We start from the raw sequence: 17,223 nt of genomic DNA, 5'->3' as shown, positions 1-17,223 counted from the left end.
ATAGCGGAGTCTTCATTGCTTTTGCGAGGTTTATGGCCTGAAGCACTCGCAAAGGCCATGGTCGGCGCCTAGTGGTCGATCTTGACCGAAGCCTCCTGCAAGCGAAGACTCATGCGAACGATCAGCGAACCCGCACGTGCCACCGGCGTGGTTCATGAGACCGAGGTGCTGGTCGTGGGCTCCGGGCCGGGCGGCCTCGCCGCAGCCCTCGCGGCCGCGCGGACGGGCGTGAAAGTCACGCTTGTGGAACGTTTCGGTTGTTTTGGTGGGAATATCACGGCGGTCGGCGTCGAGGGATTCGCCTGGTACAGGCATGCGGCGACGATCGAGGCCGGCGGCATCGGCCGCGAATTCGAAGACCGCGCCAAAGCGATGGGCGCCGCCACGCCGGAAAGTCAGTCGCTCAGCTACGAACTCGATTCCGAGGGTTTCAAGCTTGTGGCCGACCGGCTTGTCGAAGAAGCCGGTATCCATCCCATGCTGCACCGCCAGTTCGTGGCGCCCGTCATGGAGGGTGGATCGGTGGTGGGCATCATCACCGAGTCGAAAGCCGGCCGCGAAGCCATTCTGGCGAAGCGGGTGATCGATGCGACCGGCGATGCCGATGTGGCGCATCGCGCCGGCGCGCCCACGGAGAAGACGCCCGTGGAACACATGCAGGCCGCCTCGGTCATGTTCCATCTCGCGGGCGTCGACAAGCGCGCCTTCCTGGAGGGGGTCCGTGCCGATCCGCAGACTTACGCCAATTGGTCGACGGGGGAATGGGCCATCGAGACCTCCGGCAAGGAGGACAGCATGTTCTCGCCGTTCCTGGCCAAGCCGTTCAAGCAGGCCATTCGCGACGGCATGATCCCGCCCACCCTGAACACCATTGGCGGGACCTGGGGCGCGATGCACGACACAGGCGAGCTCACCTACATGAACTTGGTGCATCTCGCGGGCTGCGATGGCACCGACCCCGACAGCATGACCCACGGCGAGATCGAGGGACGCAGGCAGGTGATGCTCGCCATCGCGGCGCTGCGCCGTTACACGCCGGGCTGCGCGGGAGCGCGCCTGCGCAACTTCGGCATGACGATCGGCATCCGTGACACAAGGAAGATCGACGCGGTCTATAATCTCACGGAGGTGGATGTCCGGCACGAAGGCCGCTTCGACGATTCGATCGGCATCTACCCCGAATTCATTGATGGCTACGGGGTTCTGGTTCTGCCGACGACGGGCCGCTACATGCAGATTCCCTACCGGGCGCTGCTGCCCCGGGGGGTGGACAACCTGCTGGTCGTTGGACGTGCCATCGGCGGCGACCGCATCGCTCACGCCGCGACGCGCAACATGGCCTGCTGCGCCGTCGCGGGCCAGGGCGGAGGCATCGCGGCCGCGCTGTCGATCAAGCACGACATCGCCTTGCCGCACGTCGCCATTTCGGATGTGCAGAATGAGCTCTCGCGGCAAGAGGTTCGCTTTCGGTAGCGGGTCGCGGGCGCCTTGCAGCTTTTGTTCGCACGCCTCCCGTGGGATAAGCCTCATGAGAACTGTCGGTGAGGCAAAGACATGAAGACCCGTGCTGCGGTTGCCTGGGAGGCCAACAAGCCTCTGACGATCGAGACGATCGAGATCGGCGGCCCGAAGGCCGGGGAGGTGCTGGTCGAGAACAAGGCGACGGGCATCTGCCACACGGATGCCTACACGCTGTCTGGGCTCGATTCGGAAGGCAAGTTCCCGGCGGTCCTGGGCCACGAGGGCGCCGGCATCGTGCGCGAGGTCGGGCCGGGCGTCACGTCCGTGAAGGTCGGCGACCACGTCATCCCGCTCTACACGCCGGAATGCCGGCAATGCAAAAGCTGCCTCTCGCAGCGCACGAACCTCTGCACCGCGATCCGCGCCACGCAAGGCCAGGGCCTGATGCCGGACGGCACCAGCCGCTTCTCGTGCGATGGCGGCGAGATCTTTCACTACATGGGCTGCTCGACCTTCTCGAACTTCACGGTGCTGCCCGAGATCGCGGTCGCGAAGGTGCGCGAGGACGCGCCCTTCGACAAGATCTGCTACATCGGCTGCGGGGTGACGACCGGCATCGGCGCCGTCGTCTATACGGCCAAGGTGTGGCCGGGCGCCAATGTGGTGGTGTTCGGCCTCGGCGGCATCGGGCTCAACGTCATCCAGGGCGCCCGCATGGTCGGGGCCGACAAGATCATCGGGGTCGACCTCAACCCGGCCAAGGCGGAAATGGCGAAGAAGTTCGGCATGACGGATTTCGTCAACCCGGACGCGGTCGGGCGCGACAAGGTCGTGCAGGCGATCGTCGATCTGACGGGCGGGGGCGCCGATTTCTCCTTCGAATGTATCGGCAACGTGCACACGATGCGCCAGGCGCTCGAATGCTGTCATCGCGGCTGGGGTACTTCGATCATCATCGGCGTGGCGCCGTCGGGCACCGAGATCGCGACACGGCCGTTCCAGCTTGTCACCGGGCGCAACTGGCGGGGCTCGGCCTTCGGCGGCGCGCGCGGCCGCACCGACGTGCCCAAGATCGTCGACTGGTACATGGAGGGCAAGATCAACATCGACGACCTGATCACCCACACGATGCCGCTCGAGGACATCAACCAAGGCTTCGACCTCATGCACGAGGGCAAGTCGATCCGGAGCGTGGTGATCTACTGAGGCCGTGGAGGTTGCATGACGCTTGAACTCGTTTCCGAGGCGCGATGCTTCGACGGCCTGCAGCGGACCTACAGGCACCCATCGGCCGCCACCGGCACGCCGATGCGCGTCGCGGTTTATCTGCCGCCCCAGGCGGAGCACGGCCCTGTGCCGGTCGTGTGGTTCCTGGCCGGCCTCACCTGCACCGAGGACAATTTCACGCAGAAAGCCGGTGCGCAGCGGGTCGCGGCCGAGCTCGGCCTGGCGCTGATCGCGCCCGACACGTCGCCGCGTGGCGAAGGCGTGCCAGATGACCCGGCCTATGATTTCGGTCAGGGGGCAGGCTTCTATCTCGACGCGACCGTGTCGCCCTGGTCGCAGCACTTTCAGATGCGCCGCTACATCGAGGATGAGCTGCCACGCCTCCTTGGTGCCGAATTGCCGATCGATCCGACGCGGCAGAGCCTTTGCGGCCATTCCATGGGCGGCCACGGGGCCTTGACGATCGCGCTGCGCAACCCGAGCCGCTACAAGGCGGTGTCGGCCTTCGCGCCGATCGTCTCGCCCTTGAACTGTCCCTGGGGCGAGAAGGCGCTCTCCGGCTATCTCGGGCCCGACCGTGTCGCCTGGCGCCCTTACGACGCCTGCGCGTTGATCGCCGATGGGGCACGTGTCCCTGAGATCCTGGTCGACCAGGGCACCGCCGATCCGTTCCTCGAGCGGGAACTGAAGCCGCATCTCCTGGAGGAAGCCTGCCGCACGACCGGGATCGCGCTGACGCTCAACCGGAGGCCCGGCTACGACCACTCCTACTTCTTCATCGCGAGCTTCATGGAAAGCCATCTGCGTTGGCATGCCGAGCGGCTGAATGGCGGGTAGGCCGCGTTGCGTGGCGGAGTTGGGAAGCACGCATAGGGACCCCACTCTGCTACCCGAGCCGACGACCGCGTCTGAGAGCTCCGCGTGATGCTCACCTACAATGGCGCGGACTCAGTCTGATCGGCATACCGTGCCAGATGGGAAGAGTCGGCAAAGGTGCGCGTGGCCTGAGGCAACGCTCAACCGCCATTCTGCCAAATCGTGCGACCGACTCTACCGGGAAAGTGCCGACTGCAACGTGGTCTTCGGTCTCTACGGGATGCCAAGCGGCATGACCGTCGCGGGCACGGATTTCCCTTGCGATGCCGCCATCTGCTTATAGACGGCAAGGATAGCGACCCGGAGAGAAAAGCCCTTCTTTTGATCGATGTTGAAGGGAGGATTATTGGTGCCGCTTCCTACCACCGACGAAGTGAGGGCAAAGAGTGGCGAGGCAACAGGGCCAGTCTTGTTGAACTGTATTCCCTTGTTGATCTTGAATAATGTCTCCGCGACATAGGCCGCGACCTCGTTGTCGCCGTAACTGATCGGCCTGCCTATACGAACGGCGTCCACGACAGCGTGCGTTGATTCATGCACCACCGTCGCCATCGCATCATTGTTCCAAGCGAGGTTTGGATCGAAGTTCATTTGTGGAGCCGAACCCGCAACATGGTCGAAGGTCGCGGTAAATCCCCCAGTATTTCCAAAGTTCTGAGCTTTTTGGGCCCTCCTGAATTGGCAATGTAGGATGGGCAATGAGCGTACCGTACGCGACGGACGCACGAACGTACGTGAGCCACGTCACAGGCAAGTAAGTCGAAGAAGCCGTCGTTCTCGTCCCATGCCATCCTGCTGATCAATCAACAGTGCACGAGGTTCTGGCATGATTTTGGTGCCCCTGGCCGGAATCGAACCAGCATTCCTTGCGGAACTCGATTTTGAGTCGAGCGCGTCTACCAATTCCGCCACAGGGGCCTTCGCGCTCCAGTCACGGAGGCGATGCGGAGCGCACTATAGTCGGGGCGGCGCACGGGTCAAGAAGCGGGATCGCTTTCGTCGCACGGGGAGGCCTGCCATGCGGTGATCGGACGGCGGCGGCCGGTTGCCCGCAGGCCCCAGAACTCGCAAAGGCGGTGCAGGCCCTCGCGCAGCCGCTCAAGCACCAGCGCATCGGCCGTGCGGGCGTGCCCCGTGTCGGTGACGAGGGGGCGCAGGTCGGCGACGGTACGGCCGTCGATCACCAGTCCGGTCAGGTAGGGGAGGAGCCGTGCACCCACGGCGCCCTGCGCCTGCCGGAAGGCCTCGCGGTGGCGCAGAGCCGATTCGGTCGGACCCGTCGACCCGGCCGCGGGCCCGCCATCGACCATTTCGCGTCGGAAGTCGAAGGCCGTGAGAGGATCGAGGCGACCGAGATGCCAATGCCCGCGCAGCCGGTCGCCGGCCTGCCACAGGAGCGCATTGGCGGCGGGATCGTCGCGGTCGAGCAGGTTTCGGGCATGCAGCAGATCGAACGGGTCGCCGAGCCGCCGCACGCCCTGGCCATCGACCCGCGCGCTCCCGGTGCGAAGGGCATGCCCGAGGCGCTCGATCGTCGCATCCTCGTGGCCGCGCCTGACCTGATCGATCTTTTGGCCGCCGAGCGAGATCGGTTTCTTGCCGCGCATGAAGGTCTCCCGATGGGGGTCAGAGGGTCAGAGGGACAACAGGTCGAAGGCGCGCCGCGCTTCCGGCAGGCAGCGCACCACGACGAGCGGGATGCCGCGTTGCTGGCAGAGATCCGCGAAAGCCCGGTCGGCCCGTGACAGATCCTCGGCCTGCGTCTTGATCTTCACGAAGAGCGACCGGCCTTTCGGGGCCAGAAGCAGCAGGTCGGGGACACCGGCCGAGACGGGAATGGGGGCGTTCGCGGCGGTGTCGGGACGGCTCGTATCCTGGCGGAGCGCCAGCACGACCACTTCGGGTCGGCATTCGGCGAGATGGCGCAGCAGCGCGCGCTCGATGATGCGGCGGTCCGCCGGCAGGGGCGCATCGAGCCCGAACTTGCGCCGGCTGCGGCCGGCCGGCGGGTCCGCGGCCCCCGGAACCCTGAGAATGACCGAGATCACCGACGCCCCCGTAGCGCCAAAGCCCGGTGCTGCGGGCAGTAAGTCCATTGTCCGGACGGCGCGAGGCAGAACCGGAAGTCTTCGCGGTCGACATCGCCGATAGGCCAGTGACAGCAGCGGGGGGCCAGTTGCAGCAGGGCCGCGGCCCCTGGAGGAACATAGGCACGGGACGGGGGCGTGCGATCGCACGCCCAGACAAGCGGGTGGAACATGGGCCGTCTCGGCGAGAGGGGGGTTGCCATCGCGTGGTGCAGCGATGTAAACCAATGTGCCCAATATGGGCACGAAAGTCAAACGGTTTGTGCCCAATATGGGCACATATTTTGAGTGCGCCGATGGCGAATAATTTGAGATCGCTTCGCGAAGGTCGGGCATGGTCGCAGGAGCAGGCGGCCGAAGCCCTCGGCACCACGCGCAATCAATATGCGAAGCTGGAAGGCGGTTCGCGGCGCTTGTCGGATGTGTGGATCGCGCGCGCCGCAGCAGCCTTCGGGATCGACGCGGGCGATGTCGTGACGGACCGCCGAGGTACGGTGCCGGTGGTGGGCTATGTGGGGGCAGGGTCTGAGGCGCATTTCGGCGACGCGCAGGGCCCGCTCGGCGAGGCGGCGGCGCCCGACGGCTCGACGCCCCGGACCGTCGCGGTGGAGGTCCGTGGGGATAGCCTCGGGTCGTTCTTCGACCGCTGGCTCGTGTTCTACGACGACGTACGCTCACCCATCACCGACGATCTCGTCGGACGCCTCTGCGTCGTCGGGCTCGATGACGAGCGGGTGCTGGTGAAAATGGTGACGCGGAGCCGGTCGGGGCGTGAACGCTTCGACCTGCACGGGCAGTTCGGCGACCCGATTCTCGATGTCGGAATTGCCTGGGCCGCGCCCGTCAAGAGCTTCGTGCCGCGCTGACCTGCCGTTAAGGTTTTCGTGCCTGCGCCCCTGGCGCGACCCGTTCTCATTAAGGGTTCTTTAACGATACAGGCGCCAAATCGCGCCATTAAAGGATCGTTAAGCCCGTGACTGATTCCCTCGCATCCCCAACATCCGTCCGGTTCCGCGGTCGTTCGCTGATGGCCCTCGTGCTGACGCCCGAGCCGCCCACGGACCAGTGGCTCGAAGAACTCGACCGGCTGCTGGCTCGCTCGCCCGCCTATTTCGTGAACCGTCCCGTCGTGGTCGACGTCTCGGCGCTGCCGCAGAAGCGGCCGGACCTGATGGGCATTGTCAACGAACTCCAGGCGCGCAAGATTCGCGTGATGGCGCTCGAAGGCACCGAAACCGCGATTCTAGGCGCGGATGCCCGTGGCCTGCCGCCGATCATCGCCGATGGCCGCCCCTCGATGCCGATCGAGCCTCCGGGCAAGAACGAGGACACGCCGCCGCCGAGCCAGCCCGTGCCGCGACCGGCGACCTCGATGGTGATCGAGCGGCCGGTCCGCTCCGGCCAGTCGATTTATTGTCCGGACGGCGACGTCACGGTGCTGGGCTCTGTCGCCTCGGGAGCCGAGATCGTGGCGGGCGGTTCCATCCACGTTTATGGGGCGCTGCGGGGCAGGGCGCTGGCCGGCTGGGGCAACCGCAGCGGCCGCATCTTCTGCCAGAGCCTCGACGCGGAGCTCCTGGCGGTCGACGGATTGTACAAGACGGCCGATGAAATCGACGTCGGCCTTCGGGGCCGGCCGATCCAGGCCTGGACGAGTGGCGATACGCTCATGGTCGAAGCTTTGGCGTGATGGCGCAAACGGGGAACGGGAGAACGAGTATGTCGCAGGTTCTGGTGGTTACGTCAGGCAAGGGGGGCGTCGGAAAGACGACCTCGACGGCCGCCCTCGGCGCCGCTTTGGCGCAGGAAGGGCAGAGCGTCGCGGTGGTCGATTTCGACGTCGGTCTGCGTAACCTCGACCTCGTCCTCGGCGCCGAGCGCCGGGTGGTCTATGATCTCATCAACGTCATTCAGGGCCAGGCCAACCTCAACCAGGCCCTCATCCGCGACAAGCGCGTCGAGACCCTCTATCTCCTTCCGGCCTCGCAGACGCGCGACAAGGACGCATTGACCGACGAGGGCGTCGCCCGCGTCATCGCCGAGCTTCGCGAGCGATTCGACTGGGTGATCTGCGACAGCCCGGCCGGGATCGAACGCGGTGCTTTTCTCGCCATGCGCCATGCGGATCTCGCGGTGATCGTGACGAATCCGGAGGTTTCGTCGGTACGCGATTCCGATCGCATCATCGGCATGCTCGATTCCAAGACCGAGAAGGCCGAGCGTGGCCAGTGGATGGACAAATACCTGCTGATCACCCGCTACGACCATGCCCGCGCCCAGCGTGGCGACATGCTGAAGACCGAGGACGTGCTCGAAATTCTGTCGATTCCGCTGCTCGGGATCATCCCCGAGAGCCAGGACGTTCTGCGGGCCTCGAACGTGGGCTCCCCCGTCACCATCAACAATCCCAACAGTCTTCCGGCCAAGGCCTATGCCGAGGCCGCGCGTCGCCTGCGCGGCGAAGCACTCGATATCACCATCCCGCGCGAGAAGAGGAACCTCCTCGGCATGCTGTTCGGTCGGAGGGCCGCGTGAATCCATTCCGTCTTTTCACCAACAGTTTCACGAGCAGAAACTCGTCGGCGCCGCAGGCCCGTGAACGGCTTCAGATCCTGCTAGCCCACGAACGGGCGCTCGTCGGCCGCTCGGATCTCGTGGCGATCCTGCGCGAGGAAATCCTCAAGGTGATCGCCAAACACGTCGCGGTTGATCCCGACAAGGTGCGGGTCAAGATGGGCAAGACCGACCGGTTGTCGACCCTCGAAGTCGACCTCGAAATCCGTGCGCCGTCGTCAAACGTGACGGCCCTTGCGTCGTAAGCCCATCTCGCTCCCCAACGTGCTTTCCGGGACCTTCAGGACCCGGGAGGCGATGCGGAGGCAGAGCAGGCGCCACGACGCCCAGGCATGGCGCGCGAGCTTTGCCGCTGGCGTGTTCGGCGCGCTGGCCTGGGGCGCTCCGGCACGCGCCGATTGTCACAGCGTCATGTTTCCGACGACGGGGATCGACCTTCGACGCAGCCTGCAGACCCAGATCCGCGACATCGGCATCACCGGCTTCGGCCGCACGCAGCCCTATCGGGACAGCACGGTCTCGATCTTCATCGGCTCGGATGTCGGGCTCGTGCTGCGAGAGCAGGACGACCTTGTGATCGAGATCGGGGTCGAGCTGCCCCTGCCGGCCGAGCCGCTGGAGATCGCGAAATTCAACGCGCTCTCGGCCCGTCTGGCGAGCCGGTTTTCGGGCGAGGACGAGACGAAGCTGCGCGCGCGCTTGCTCGATGAACTTCTTGCCCATTCCGCCAACGGCCCTTGGGCCGAAACATCCGCCGGTGTCACGCTCGATTACGCCAGGGCACCGCAATCCCTGATCGTCAAGATGCATCGGCAGAAGTGCGATTGAGGGGCGCAAGCCGACCCGTCGCCCTCGATCCGACGGCAATCAAGCCAGGCCAAGCATCCTGATCAGTCCCAGGCTGATGAAACCGAGGAGCAGGAGCGAAGTCACAACGGCACCTGTGACCCGCCCCCCGGCACGCGCCACCACCCGGATGTCGACCCCGAGACCGAGTGCGGCCATGGAGACGACGGTCAAAAGGCGCGCGGCGCCGGCGGCGGGCGCCAGTGCGACAGCAGGCATGAGGCCGAGTGTATGCAGGGCGGCCAAGCCGAGAAAGGCGACGATGAACCAGGGAACGATCGCGTATATCGGGATGGATTTCCGCGCGATGGATCCAGGCGGCTCAGCGTCGGTGTGAACGGCGCGCGCCGCGATCGAGAGCGCCAGCACCACCGGGCCCAGCATCAGCACGCGGACCAGCTTGACGAGCGTGCCGATCTGCACCGCCATCGCTCCGACCGGCGTGGTCGCGGCGAGGACCTGCGGCACCGCGTAGACGGTCAGCCCGGCGAAGACGCCGAATTGTGTCACCGAGAAACCAAGAACGGGTAGCAGCAGCGGCAGGCTGAGCACGACCAGCACACCAAGCACGGCCGTAAAGGCGATCGAGGACGCGACATCGTCGCTGTCGGCCCCGATGACCGGGGCGACCGCCGCAATGGCGGAATTGCCGCAAATGGCGTTGCCGCAGGCGACGAGAAGTGCGAGGCGATGGGGCAGGCCCAGGATCCGGCACAGGCCGAAGCTCGCGGTGATCGCGAGAATGACCGTGCCGGCAATTCCGAACAGCAGACCAGGCCCGATACCGGCGAGGGCGCGGAACGAAACCGCGGCACCGAGCAGCATCACGGCGATTTCGAGCAGGATCTTCGCGGAAAAGTCGATGCCGGCCTGAAAACATGCGCCCGGGGTCCACACAGAACGCACGACAGTGCCGAGCAGGATCGCCAGCACCAGGGCTTCCAGCCAGGGCCGTCCGAACATCCGGCACTCGATGTCCTCGATCCCGAAGGCGCCCACTGTGACCAGAGCGGAGAGCAGGAGACCGGGCCCAAGCACCATGCCCCTGTCGACAGCCCGCGATCCGAAGGGAATATCTCCGAGAGCTAGTGCTGGGAGGCGGGAGGTTCGAAGCGGGAGCATGCGGTCATTCCTCGTTGTGAGGGGATGATCCGTGCTTCCTCGATCTCGATCCAACGCAGGTTAGCGCATGAAACGATCGGCAATGGCGATCAATGCTCAGCTGCGAGGGGTGGATTCGATGATGTCGAGGAGCGCCGCCGTGGCACGACTGGGGGAGCGCTCGATGTGCTGCAACAGCGTGAAGGCGCGATCCGGGAGCACGGACGGGATGGCCACCAGCAAGCCTGCCTCGATCGAGGAGGCGACGACGGAGGCGGAGAGAGCCGTGGCTCCCATGCCGGCCTCTACCGCACCCCGCACGGCCTCATTGGACGGGAGCTCGAAGGCGACGTTGAGACGCTCCAATACGCCAGCCTCCCGGGCCGCGACCTCGAAGATCGAGCGCGTGCCGGAGCCCTGTTCCCGCAGCACCCAATCGCTGTCCGGCCACTCCAACGCCGGGATTGAGGAGCCCGTGGCCCATCGGTGATCCGGTGCGACCACGATGACAAGCTGGTCGCGCGCCACGGTGCGCGATCTCAGCAAGGGGTCCTCAACCTCTGCCTCGACGAAGCCGAGGTCGGCGGCGCCATCGCGGATGGCGCGTGCCACCTCAGTGGTATTGCCAATCGTGAGCCGAACGTCGATGCCCGGATAGGCGCGTCGGAACGCAACGAGGTGGCGCGGCAACCAATAGCTCGCGATCGTTTGACTGGCCCGCACGCTCAAGCTTCCGCGTTTGAGCCCCGCCAATTCCGCCAGGACCAGTTCGGCGCCCGCCGCGCGCGCCAGAACGGCGCGCGCTTCGATCAGGAACAACCTTCCCGCGTCCGTGAGTGCGATGCCACGACCAACCCGGTGAAATAATGTCGCGCCGTGCCGCGCTTCGAGGGCGGCCACAGCCGCGCTGACCGCGGATTGCGCCATGTGAAGGGCTTCGGCGGCGCGCGTGATATGCTGGCGCTCGGCGACGGCCACGAAAACACGGAGTTGTTCCAGGGTCATATGAGCTGCACGGGGATGAGCGACAGTCGTTGAGCCGTAACGTTCTATCCGCAAAGGCGCCGACGCCACACAATACTCTCTTGGAAGACATTCCCTTCTCTCGATGCGCTACGGGCTTCTCTTTCGAAGATCGGATCGGGAACCCCTGCCAGCGAAGCGCGTTGAACGCGGACACAAGGGGGTTACCAATGCGTACATATCTTATCACCGGATCCATCGTGGCTGCGCTGGCGTTTATGCCGCTCGCCGCGAGCGCTCAAATCGTTCAAGGAACCCAGGATGGTGCGGCCAGCGGGGCCGCTCAGGGGAACGCGGTTGGCGGTCCGATCGGTGGAATTGTCGGCGGCGCGATCGGCGCGGGTGTCGGTGCAGCAACTGGTGCTGTCGGAACGGCAACAGGGATCGTTGGCGGTATTCTGGGAGCTGACGAGCGTCCGCGCTTCCACGATTATGTGGCCGGCGAGAACTACCCATCTTACCACTACAGCCGGCCATTGCGCGTGGGCGCGATCCTGCCGCGGTCGGGCGTCACCTACCGTGAAGTTCCCCCGGATTACCCGAGCGCGCAGCGCTACCGGTACGCTCGGGTGAACGACAGGACCGTGCTGGTCGATCCGCGCACGCGGCGCGTCGTCGATATCATCGACTGATCCAGGCTTCCTCGTTGGATACTGCATCGCCCGGCCTCAAGGCCGGGCGATCTTTGTTGGTACACCGCCTGGAGCGGGATACCGCTCGCGATAACTTCAGAAGGCAAAAGCGAGCGTAACCTCATTGATAGAGCCGCTTGTGCGAGCTTCTGGTATCGGATCGAAGCGAGCGAATGATGAAATCCGCTCTCGTGATCAAGGAGTGCGAACCTCGGCCGGAAAGCTCGAAGGGCGTCTCGCCCGAGCTTTGCTAAATTAGCCTTGTAGTAACTTTCGGAAATCTGACCTCAAATCGTGGGCAGGGCAGATGTTTTTTCGCGAGAGCGCCCGCGTAGCGCACCCACGACGCCGAGGCTCAGCACACCTACTCCGAACAGCCCGACCGTCGAGGGAAGGGGAACTGCGCTGATCGACAGAGTTCCATCGTAAGTACCCGTCGACGATCCAGAGTTTCCTGTCACTCCGATGAAGTAAGTCCCTGGATCGAGCGTTGTAGAACTCGTGCCGGCTGTCAGATTGCCGAAAACGTTTTCTGTTAGATACGAGGTTTTTTCCGTGTACCCCGTCGCCGGGGGACCCGTAAATATGCCAAAATCGCTCAGGCTCAGCAATGCACCTGGATTGCCGCTGAAAGATGCATTGACGTCGCTTTTTTTGGTGAGAGTAAATGTGTAGGCGTTGGAAAAGTCGCCAAATACATATGATGAACTGAAATAATGATTGATGGGAGTCACAGCACCATCGACCATAAATGCGTTCGCAGGGAGGACCGATGCTGAGACCACAAACGCGGTTGCTCCGACGGCCGATAGAAATTTCACCATGGACACCTCCAAACCTACGCGCTACCGCAGAGCGCCTGCAGAGTTAAGCGCACAGTGTGCGTCTTTATAAGATACACTCCTAAGTTGCAACGATTGTATCCAAATAGCAGTCACGCGTTTTTGTCAAGCAAGCCGGCCTGTTCAAACACGCGCCGTCCAGCCGACATTTGCGGCTGATTCAAATTCCTTCTGGTGCTCACAGTAGAAACCCGCGGCTCGCGGTTGCCCGCCGCGAATGCGGGCTGCAGCGAACGGAACTTGCTTCGAAAATCTACGATGATGTTGCTGGGGCCTGGCTACGTGTGGGCCGCAAAATTCTTTGTACTGTGACGAAAGCGTCACCTGGACCTTTGTTGATCTGTGAACCTATCGTGACGGCGACAAGCTCCTGGGCTCGATCGGCGCTTGAGCGGGGGCTATGACGAGCGACGAGCGAAGCGAGGCGTGAGGATTTGTTAACCATTCTGGTTTAGGACTTATGGTTTAAGCCTGGGGAGCCGAACAATGCTCATCCTCGTCGATCTATGGTTGTTGCCCCTGGCGTTCCTGCTTCATCTCATCGACATCGCTCCCGAGATCGATTTCGGAGATTGAAGCTGCGTCGACCGTCAGGCGGTCAGGCGATCTCGCGCAGGGGATAACGAGCCCGCGTCAGACCATAGGCAAGGTCGCGTAAGACCCAGGAACTGATTTGCCATCGGCCTCGGATCGCATTCTTAAGCGCTTGCGCCAGAATCGCGAGGACGACGAAGGGAAGCGCGGCCGGGAAGTGCTTTCGGGTGAAGAGGATCCGGTTCACCGTCATATAATAGATGCGGTGACGGGATGGTTTCTTCGTGCCCCCGCCCATCGTGCCACCATGCTTATGGTAGACGATACTGGCCGGTTCATAACCGCTCCTGTATTTCGGCCGCAACCGCATCGTCCAATCTATCTCTTCAAAGTAGAGGTAAAGTTCCTCGTTCATGAGGCCCACGTCTTCGAGAACGGCACGGGACACGAACATCGCCGCGCCGAGGATATGGTCGATCGATTGTTCCGCCGGTAGCGCGGTGGCGGGCAGGGGAAACCGCTGTCCAGCGCCAACGGCTTGCGAGGCGGCGGTACGCGGGTTGTAGCCGCAACCGCCCAGTGCCTGGACGATGTCGGGACGCGCGTAGAACAGGAGCGACGATCCGCAGATGCCGATCGTCGGGTCGCTCTGCATCTTCGCCACGAGCCGCACGAGCGCTGTCGGTTCAACGACGGTATCGTTGTTGAGGACCCAGAAATAGTCGTAAGCGCGGGTGAGCCCGTAACGAAGGCCGACATTGTTGCCGGCCGGGAAGCCGCGCGACCCGCCGGTCGAGGCGAATGTCACCCATCGCTCGCGTGGATCGGCTTTCGCATCGTCTTCGGACGCATAACGGCCCCAGGTGACGTCCGCTACCTCGATAGGGTGATGGCGGATGCTATCCCAGGCTTTGCTCGCAGTGTCGACCGCGACTTTGCCTTCGGCCCAGGCCTGCATCGCGTCGAGTGAGCCGTCCGTCGAGGCGTTATCGCTGACGAATACGTCGAAGGCGCCCTCACAGCGTCGGAGGCTTTCGAGACACTCGATCGTGTCCTTCTTGTTATTGCGATTCACCAGGATGATGAGCGTGCGCATGCCTGCCTGTACCGTCGCGATGGAGCCACGCCGGCTCGGCCGGTCGGGCCATGAAGAGCAAATCGTGGCGACTGTCTTTACCCGTCCACAAACTACGAGAAGACGGTTTTGTAGTAGGCGGCAAGGTCATCCCAGGCACCGCTTTCCGACCAATCCGGAAAGAGCTGCGGTGCCCGTTGGTCGTTGACGCGGACGAGGGGTTCCAGGAAGTCGGTCTGCACCGCGAGTTCGACCGGACACGGGCAGCCGAGGCGCGGCGCGAGCTCTCGTGCGACACGATGCGCGAAAGCACCCTGGTCCTCGATGTAACCGCTTGGCGTCCCCCGAAGAGAAGCGTTTTCCGCAAGCTTGCGCGTGACGAAGTCGACATAACTGCGCGTCAACAGCGAGACAGGGATATTGTCGCGCACATAGGCGGGGGTCGCGACTTTGGGTACGCGCCCCGCAATCCATTCGCGAGCCAGGAATGAGGTGAAACGAAATTCCTCGCGGGGTCCGAACGGGTTCGGGATCACGAACTTGCCAATGGCGAGCTTCAGCCGTTCGGCCTCCAGACGGAGAACCTCGAAGGAAAGGTGTTTCGAGAGTCCATAGGGGTTGAAGGATCGATGCTGTGGGTCGCCCAAGCCTTCAAAGGGCTCGAAGACGCTGCCGGTGACGATTAGTGCTGCGCAGCCTTTTTCGACCAGGCGTTCGAGAACCGGCCGCGCATTTCGCGTGTTGGCGGCTGTCGCCGCGAGGGAATCGAACGACCAGCTCCGGTAGTCCGTCATCTCGGCCGCGTGATGGCAGAACAGATCGAAGCTTTGCGAGGCAACGAGGTCCTGAAATCGCTCGTCCCCGAACGACAGGCCCCAGATCGGTTCGACGAGCCCGCCGAGTGACTTGACCCGCTGGCCGCGCGCTCCCTCGTAAGAGCCACTGGTCCCACGGAACGGGGCCGTGACCGTATGGCCCGCTTGTACGAGAGCTGTCGCGAACCATGCGCCGGTGAATGAACTCGCGCCCGTGAGGAGAATGCGCATCGGTTCAGTATCCGGGCCTGTGCCGAGCGGGGTCGTAATCGACCGCCCCCGCGTCCTTGTCGGACAGTACGGAGGGCTGACGCGGCCATTCGACAGCAAAGCGTGGATCGTTCCAGCGCAGAATGCGTTCGGACGGCCCGTGATAGGGCGCTGTTGCGGGGTACAGCATCTCCGTATCATCTTCGAGCGTCAGAAAGCCGTGCGCGCATCCCTTCGGCACATACATCATCAAGCGATTGTCGGCGCTGAGGGTCTCGCCCGCCCATTGCCCGAAGGTCGGCGAACCCTCGCGCAAGTCGACCACCACGTCGAAGGCCGCGCCGCGAATGCATTTTACGAGCTTCACCTCCCCGTGCGGGGCGATCTGATAATGCAGGCCGCGAAGGGTGCCGGCCTTGGCGCTCGCGGAGGTGTTGATCTGGCTGATCGAAGCTTCCAACCCATGCCGGCCGAATTCCTCGGCGCAGAAGACGCGGGCGAAGAAACCGCGTTCGTCCCCTCGCGGTTCCAGCGACACCACAAAGGCCCCATCGACGGCTGTCGGACGATATTGCATCAGGCGACCCGCCGGCCGATGGTCAGATAGCGGCTGCTCTCGAATTGCGCCGGCCGGAACATCCGTCGTGCGTCGAACAGGACCGTATCGGCCAGCCCCAGTTCGGCAAGCGGCTTGTAGTCCGCCCAGGAGGTCGCCACGATAACGACTTCGGCCGCGCGCGCCGCCGCCTGCCAATCCTCGACGAATTTGACCTTCGCGGCGTCGTCCCCGAAGGCGCGGCGGAAGTGGTCGACGGCGATCGGATCATGGGCCGACACGTCTGCGCCCTGATCGAGGAGGGCGCGCACGATCTTCAGGGAAGCGCTTTCCCGCACATCGTCGGTGTTCGGCTTGAAGGCGAGACCGAGCACCACGACCCGCTTACCCCGCAGGTCGCCGATCTCCCGCGCGACGATGTCGGTCACCTGCGCGGGCTGGAGATCGTTGACATCAAGCACCGCATTCATCATGCGCATCGGCAAGCCTTGCTGCACGCCCTGGCTGCGCAGGGCCTGCACGTCCTTGGGGAAGCAACTGCCGCCGAAACCACAGCCCGGCACGAGATAGGCCAGGATTGCGGGCGCCGCGCGGCCGTTTTCCGTAATCGGATTCCAGCGCTTATCGAGATGCACGCCCTTGACGACATCCATCACGTCGATGCCGCCGAGCGCAGCCGCCAGATTGGCGATCTCATTGATGGCCGAGATCTGCGTCGCGAGCAGCGCGTTATTGGCGTATTTGATCAACTCGGCCGTACGGGTGTTGACCCGGACCTTGTCGACGGCCCAGGGCGCGTAGAGTTCCTCCAACCGCGCGAGGGTCTGGGGGTCCTCGTGACCTAGTACGATGCGATCCGGGTAGGCGAAATCCTCGATCGCTTCGCCTTCGCGCAGGAATTCCGGATTCATGCCGAGACCGAAAGACTCCGGTCCTTTGCCTGAGGCCTCTTCAATCGCCTTGCGGACGGCGGTGTCGGTCGTCCCGGGCACGACGGTCGATTTGACCACCACCGAGATGTGGCGATCGTGGTCGCGAATATATTCGCCGATCTCGCGTGCGATGCCGAGAACGTAGCGCAGATCGATGACGCCATTTTCCGACGGTGTGCCGACCGAAATCAGCACGAGGTCCGTCGTGTCCAGCGCCTCGTGCAGCTTGGTCGTGGCGCGGAACCGGCCGGCTTGAATGACACGCTCCAGAAGCTCGGGAAGACCCTTCTCGTAGATGGTCGGCTCGCCGGCGTTGAGGCGCGACACAATGCTCGGGTTGATGTCCACGCAGGTCACATCATGGTCGCGGGCCGCGAGGCACACGCCCGAAACTAGGCCAACGTAACCGGTGCCGACAACGGCGAGACGCAT

20 protein-coding genes and 1 tRNA gene are annotated in these 17,223 nt (G+C 64.0%); 9 read left to right on the top strand and 12 right to left on the bottom strand.

Features of this window, described 5'->3' with window-relative positions:
• Positions 1-111 precede the first annotated feature (111 nt).
• The 3 genes from M8523_RS06820 to fghA all read left to right on the top strand — a co-directional run bounded on the left by M8523_RS06820 (position 112) and on the right by fghA (position 3,525).
• Positions 112-1,473, top strand: a complete 1,362-nt coding sequence (locus M8523_RS06820; RefSeq protein WP_282584091.1) for an FAD-dependent oxidoreductase — start codon at positions 112-114, stop codon at positions 1,471-1,473.
• Positions 1,474-1,554: 81 nt separating this feature from the next.
• Entirely contained in the window at positions 1,555-2,667 is a 1,113-nt protein-coding gene (locus M8523_RS06815; RefSeq protein WP_282584090.1) for an S-(hydroxymethyl)glutathione dehydrogenase/class III alcohol dehydrogenase, read from the top strand.
• A gap of 15 nt (positions 2,668-2,682) precedes the next feature.
• Positions 2,683-3,525 (top strand): S-formylglutathione hydrolase, encoded by an 843-nt coding sequence (gene fghA / locus M8523_RS06810; protein WP_282584089.1) that lies wholly within the window; start codon positions 2,683-2,685, stop codon positions 3,523-3,525.
• A gap of 252 nt (positions 3,526-3,777) precedes the next feature.
• Here the strand turns inward: fghA and M8523_RS06805 are convergent, their stop codons facing one another.
• From M8523_RS06805 to M8523_RS06785, 5 genes are all read right to left on the bottom strand, one after another.
• A complete protein-coding gene (locus M8523_RS06805; RefSeq protein ID WP_282584088.1) occupies positions 3,778-4,155 on the bottom strand; it encodes a hypothetical protein in 378 nt (125 codons plus the stop codon).
• A 242-nt stretch (positions 4,156-4,397) separates the two neighbouring features.
• Positions 4,398-4,482 (bottom strand) — tRNA-Leu (locus tag M8523_RS06800).
• A gap of 59 nt (positions 4,483-4,541) precedes the next feature.
• Entirely contained in the window at positions 4,542-5,171 is a 630-nt protein-coding gene (locus M8523_RS06795) for a hypothetical protein (protein WP_282584087.1), read from the bottom strand.
• A gap of 27 nt (positions 5,172-5,198) precedes the next feature.
• Complete coding sequence (locus tag M8523_RS06790; RefSeq protein WP_282584086.1) at positions 5,199-5,612, bottom strand: VRR-NUC domain-containing protein; 414 nt, start codon at positions 5,610-5,612, stop codon at positions 5,199-5,201.
• Positions 5,609-5,824, bottom strand: coding sequence for a GcrA family cell cycle regulator (locus M8523_RS06785; RefSeq protein WP_282584085.1), 216 nt, complete (start codon positions 5,822-5,824; stop codon positions 5,609-5,611). Before M8523_RS06785 ends, M8523_RS06790 begins: the two co-directional genes overlap by 4 nt.
• A 123-nt stretch (positions 5,825-5,947) precedes the next feature.
• Between M8523_RS06785 and M8523_RS06780 the strand changes: the two genes are divergently transcribed.
• The 5 genes from M8523_RS06780 (at position 5,948) to M8523_RS06760 (ending at position 9,053) form a co-directional block, all read left to right on the top strand.
• Complete coding sequence (locus tag M8523_RS06780; protein WP_282584084.1) at positions 5,948-6,517, top strand: helix-turn-helix domain-containing protein; 570 nt, start codon at positions 5,948-5,950, stop codon at positions 6,515-6,517.
• Positions 6,518-6,624: 107 nt separating this feature from the next.
• Positions 6,625-7,341, top strand: coding sequence for a septum site-determining protein MinC (gene minC, locus M8523_RS06775; protein WP_345894228.1), 717 nt, complete (start codon positions 6,625-6,627; stop codon positions 7,339-7,341).
• Positions 7,342-7,370: 29 nt separating this feature from the next.
• Positions 7,371-8,186: a septum site-determining protein MinD gene (gene minD, locus M8523_RS06770; protein ID WP_282584083.1), complete on the top strand. Its 816-nt coding sequence runs from the start codon at positions 7,371-7,373 to the stop codon at positions 8,184-8,186.
• On the top strand, positions 8,183-8,470 hold the full coding sequence (minE, locus tag M8523_RS06765) for a cell division topological specificity factor MinE (protein WP_282584082.1): 288 nt from the start codon (positions 8,183-8,185) through the stop codon (positions 8,468-8,470). Before minD ends, minE begins: the two co-directional genes overlap by 4 nt.
• A complete protein-coding gene (locus M8523_RS06760) occupies positions 8,460-9,053 on the top strand; it encodes a hypothetical protein (RefSeq protein WP_282584081.1) in 594 nt (197 codons plus the stop codon). Before minE ends, M8523_RS06760 begins: the two co-directional genes overlap by 11 nt.
• A 39-nt stretch (positions 9,054-9,092) precedes the next feature.
• Here the strand turns inward: M8523_RS06760 and M8523_RS06755 are convergent, their stop codons facing one another.
• Together M8523_RS06755 and M8523_RS06750 are read right to left on the bottom strand one after the other, a co-directional pair.
• A complete protein-coding gene (locus M8523_RS06755; RefSeq protein ID WP_282584213.1) occupies positions 9,093-10,112 on the bottom strand; it encodes a YeiH family protein in 1,020 nt (339 codons plus the stop codon).
• A 177-nt stretch (positions 10,113-10,289) separates the two neighbouring features.
• Positions 10,290-11,177, bottom strand: a complete 888-nt coding sequence (locus M8523_RS06750; protein WP_282584080.1) for a LysR family transcriptional regulator — start codon at positions 11,175-11,177, stop codon at positions 10,290-10,292.
• Positions 11,178-11,365: 188 nt separating this feature from the next.
• Between M8523_RS06750 and M8523_RS06745 the strand changes: the two genes are divergently transcribed.
• Complete coding sequence (locus M8523_RS06745) at positions 11,366-11,827, top strand: DUF1236 domain-containing protein (protein WP_282584079.1); 462 nt, start codon at positions 11,366-11,368, stop codon at positions 11,825-11,827.
• Between the two features lie 287 nt (positions 11,828-12,114).
• Here the strand turns inward: M8523_RS06745 and M8523_RS06740 are convergent, their stop codons facing one another.
• The 5 genes from M8523_RS06740 to M8523_RS06720 form a co-directional block, all read right to left on the bottom strand.
• A complete protein-coding gene (locus M8523_RS06740) occupies positions 12,115-12,651 on the bottom strand; it encodes a hypothetical protein (protein ID WP_282584078.1) in 537 nt (178 codons plus the stop codon).
• Between the two features lie 616 nt (positions 12,652-13,267).
• On the bottom strand, positions 13,268-14,299 hold the full coding sequence (locus M8523_RS06735; RefSeq protein ID WP_282584077.1) for a glycosyltransferase family protein: 1,032 nt from the start codon (positions 14,297-14,299) through the stop codon (positions 13,268-13,270).
• Positions 14,300-14,391: 92 nt separating this feature from the next.
• Complete coding sequence (locus M8523_RS06730) at positions 14,392-15,324, bottom strand: NAD-dependent epimerase/dehydratase family protein (RefSeq protein ID WP_282584076.1); 933 nt, start codon at positions 15,322-15,324, stop codon at positions 14,392-14,394.
• A 4-nt stretch (positions 15,325-15,328) separates the two neighbouring features.
• The gene (gene rfbC / locus M8523_RS06725) at positions 15,329-15,880 is read right to left on the bottom strand and encodes a dTDP-4-dehydrorhamnose 3,5-epimerase (protein WP_282584075.1); all 552 of its coding nucleotides are present in this window, start codon (positions 15,878-15,880) and stop codon (positions 15,329-15,331) included.
• Positions 15,880-17,223 carry a UDP-glucose dehydrogenase family protein gene (locus M8523_RS06720; RefSeq protein ID WP_282584074.1) on the bottom strand — a complete coding sequence of 448 codons (1,344 nt, stop codon included), beginning with the start codon at positions 17,221-17,223 and terminating at the stop codon, positions 15,880-15,882. The genes rfbC and M8523_RS06720 overlap by 1 nt, the downstream gene beginning before the upstream one ends.

Source organism: Lichenifustis flavocetrariae, assembly GCF_026130545.1.
GTDB lineage: Bacteria > Pseudomonadota > Alphaproteobacteria > Rhizobiales > Beijerinckiaceae > Lichenihabitans > Lichenihabitans flavocetrariae.
This window is presented reverse-complemented; position numbering and strand designations above follow the sequence as displayed.

What these genes read in the sequence shown, in the direction of transcription:
- M8523_RS06750 (WP_282584080.1), bottom strand. Translation starts at nt 11,177, where the DNA reads ATGACCCTGGAACAACTCCGTGTTTTCGTGGCCGTCGCCGAGCGCCAG.
- fghA (WP_282584089.1), top strand. Translation starts at nt 2,683, where the DNA reads ATGACGCTTGAACTCGTTTCCGAGGCGCGATGCTTCGACGGCCTGCAG.
- M8523_RS06785 (WP_282584085.1), bottom strand. Translation starts at nt 5,824, where the DNA reads ATGTTCCACCCGCTTGTCTGGGCGTGCGATCGCACGCCCCCGTCCCGT.
- M8523_RS06720 (WP_282584074.1), bottom strand. Translation starts at nt 17,223, where the DNA reads ATGCGTCTCGCCGTTGTCGGCACCGGTTACGTTGGCCTAGTTTCGGGC.
- rfbC (WP_282584075.1), bottom strand. Translation starts at nt 15,880, where the DNA reads ATGCAATATCGTCCGACAGCCGTCGATGGGGCCTTTGTGGTGTCGCTG.
- M8523_RS06755 (WP_282584213.1), bottom strand. Translation starts at nt 10,112, where the DNA reads ATGGTGCTTGGGCCCGGTCTCCTGCTCTCCGCTCTGGTCACAGTGGGC.
- M8523_RS06740 (WP_282584078.1), bottom strand. Translation starts at nt 12,651, where the DNA reads ATGGTGAAATTTCTATCGGCCGTCGGAGCAACCGCGTTTGTGGTCTCA.
- M8523_RS06805 (WP_282584088.1), bottom strand. Translation starts at nt 4,155, where the DNA reads ATGAACTTCGATCCAAACCTCGCTTGGAACAATGATGCGATGGCGACG.
- M8523_RS06795 (WP_282584087.1), bottom strand. Translation starts at nt 5,171, where the DNA reads ATGCGCGGCAAGAAACCGATCTCGCTCGGCGGCCAAAAGATCGATCAG.
- M8523_RS06815 (WP_282584090.1), top strand. Translation starts at nt 1,555, where the DNA reads ATGAAGACCCGTGCTGCGGTTGCCTGGGAGGCCAACAAGCCTCTGACG.
- M8523_RS06820 (WP_282584091.1), top strand. Translation starts at nt 112, where the DNA reads ATGCGAACGATCAGCGAACCCGCACGTGCCACCGGCGTGGTTCATGAG.
- M8523_RS06730 (WP_282584076.1), bottom strand. Translation starts at nt 15,324, where the DNA reads ATGCGCATTCTCCTCACGGGCGCGAGTTCATTCACCGGCGCATGGTTC.
- M8523_RS06745 (WP_282584079.1), top strand. Translation starts at nt 11,366, where the DNA reads ATGCGTACATATCTTATCACCGGATCCATCGTGGCTGCGCTGGCGTTT.
- M8523_RS06780 (WP_282584084.1), top strand. Translation starts at nt 5,948, where the DNA reads ATGGCGAATAATTTGAGATCGCTTCGCGAAGGTCGGGCATGGTCGCAG.
- minD (WP_282584083.1), top strand. Translation starts at nt 7,371, where the DNA reads ATGTCGCAGGTTCTGGTGGTTACGTCAGGCAAGGGGGGCGTCGGAAAG.
- M8523_RS06735 (WP_282584077.1), bottom strand. Translation starts at nt 14,299, where the DNA reads ATGCGCACGCTCATCATCCTGGTGAATCGCAATAACAAGAAGGACACG.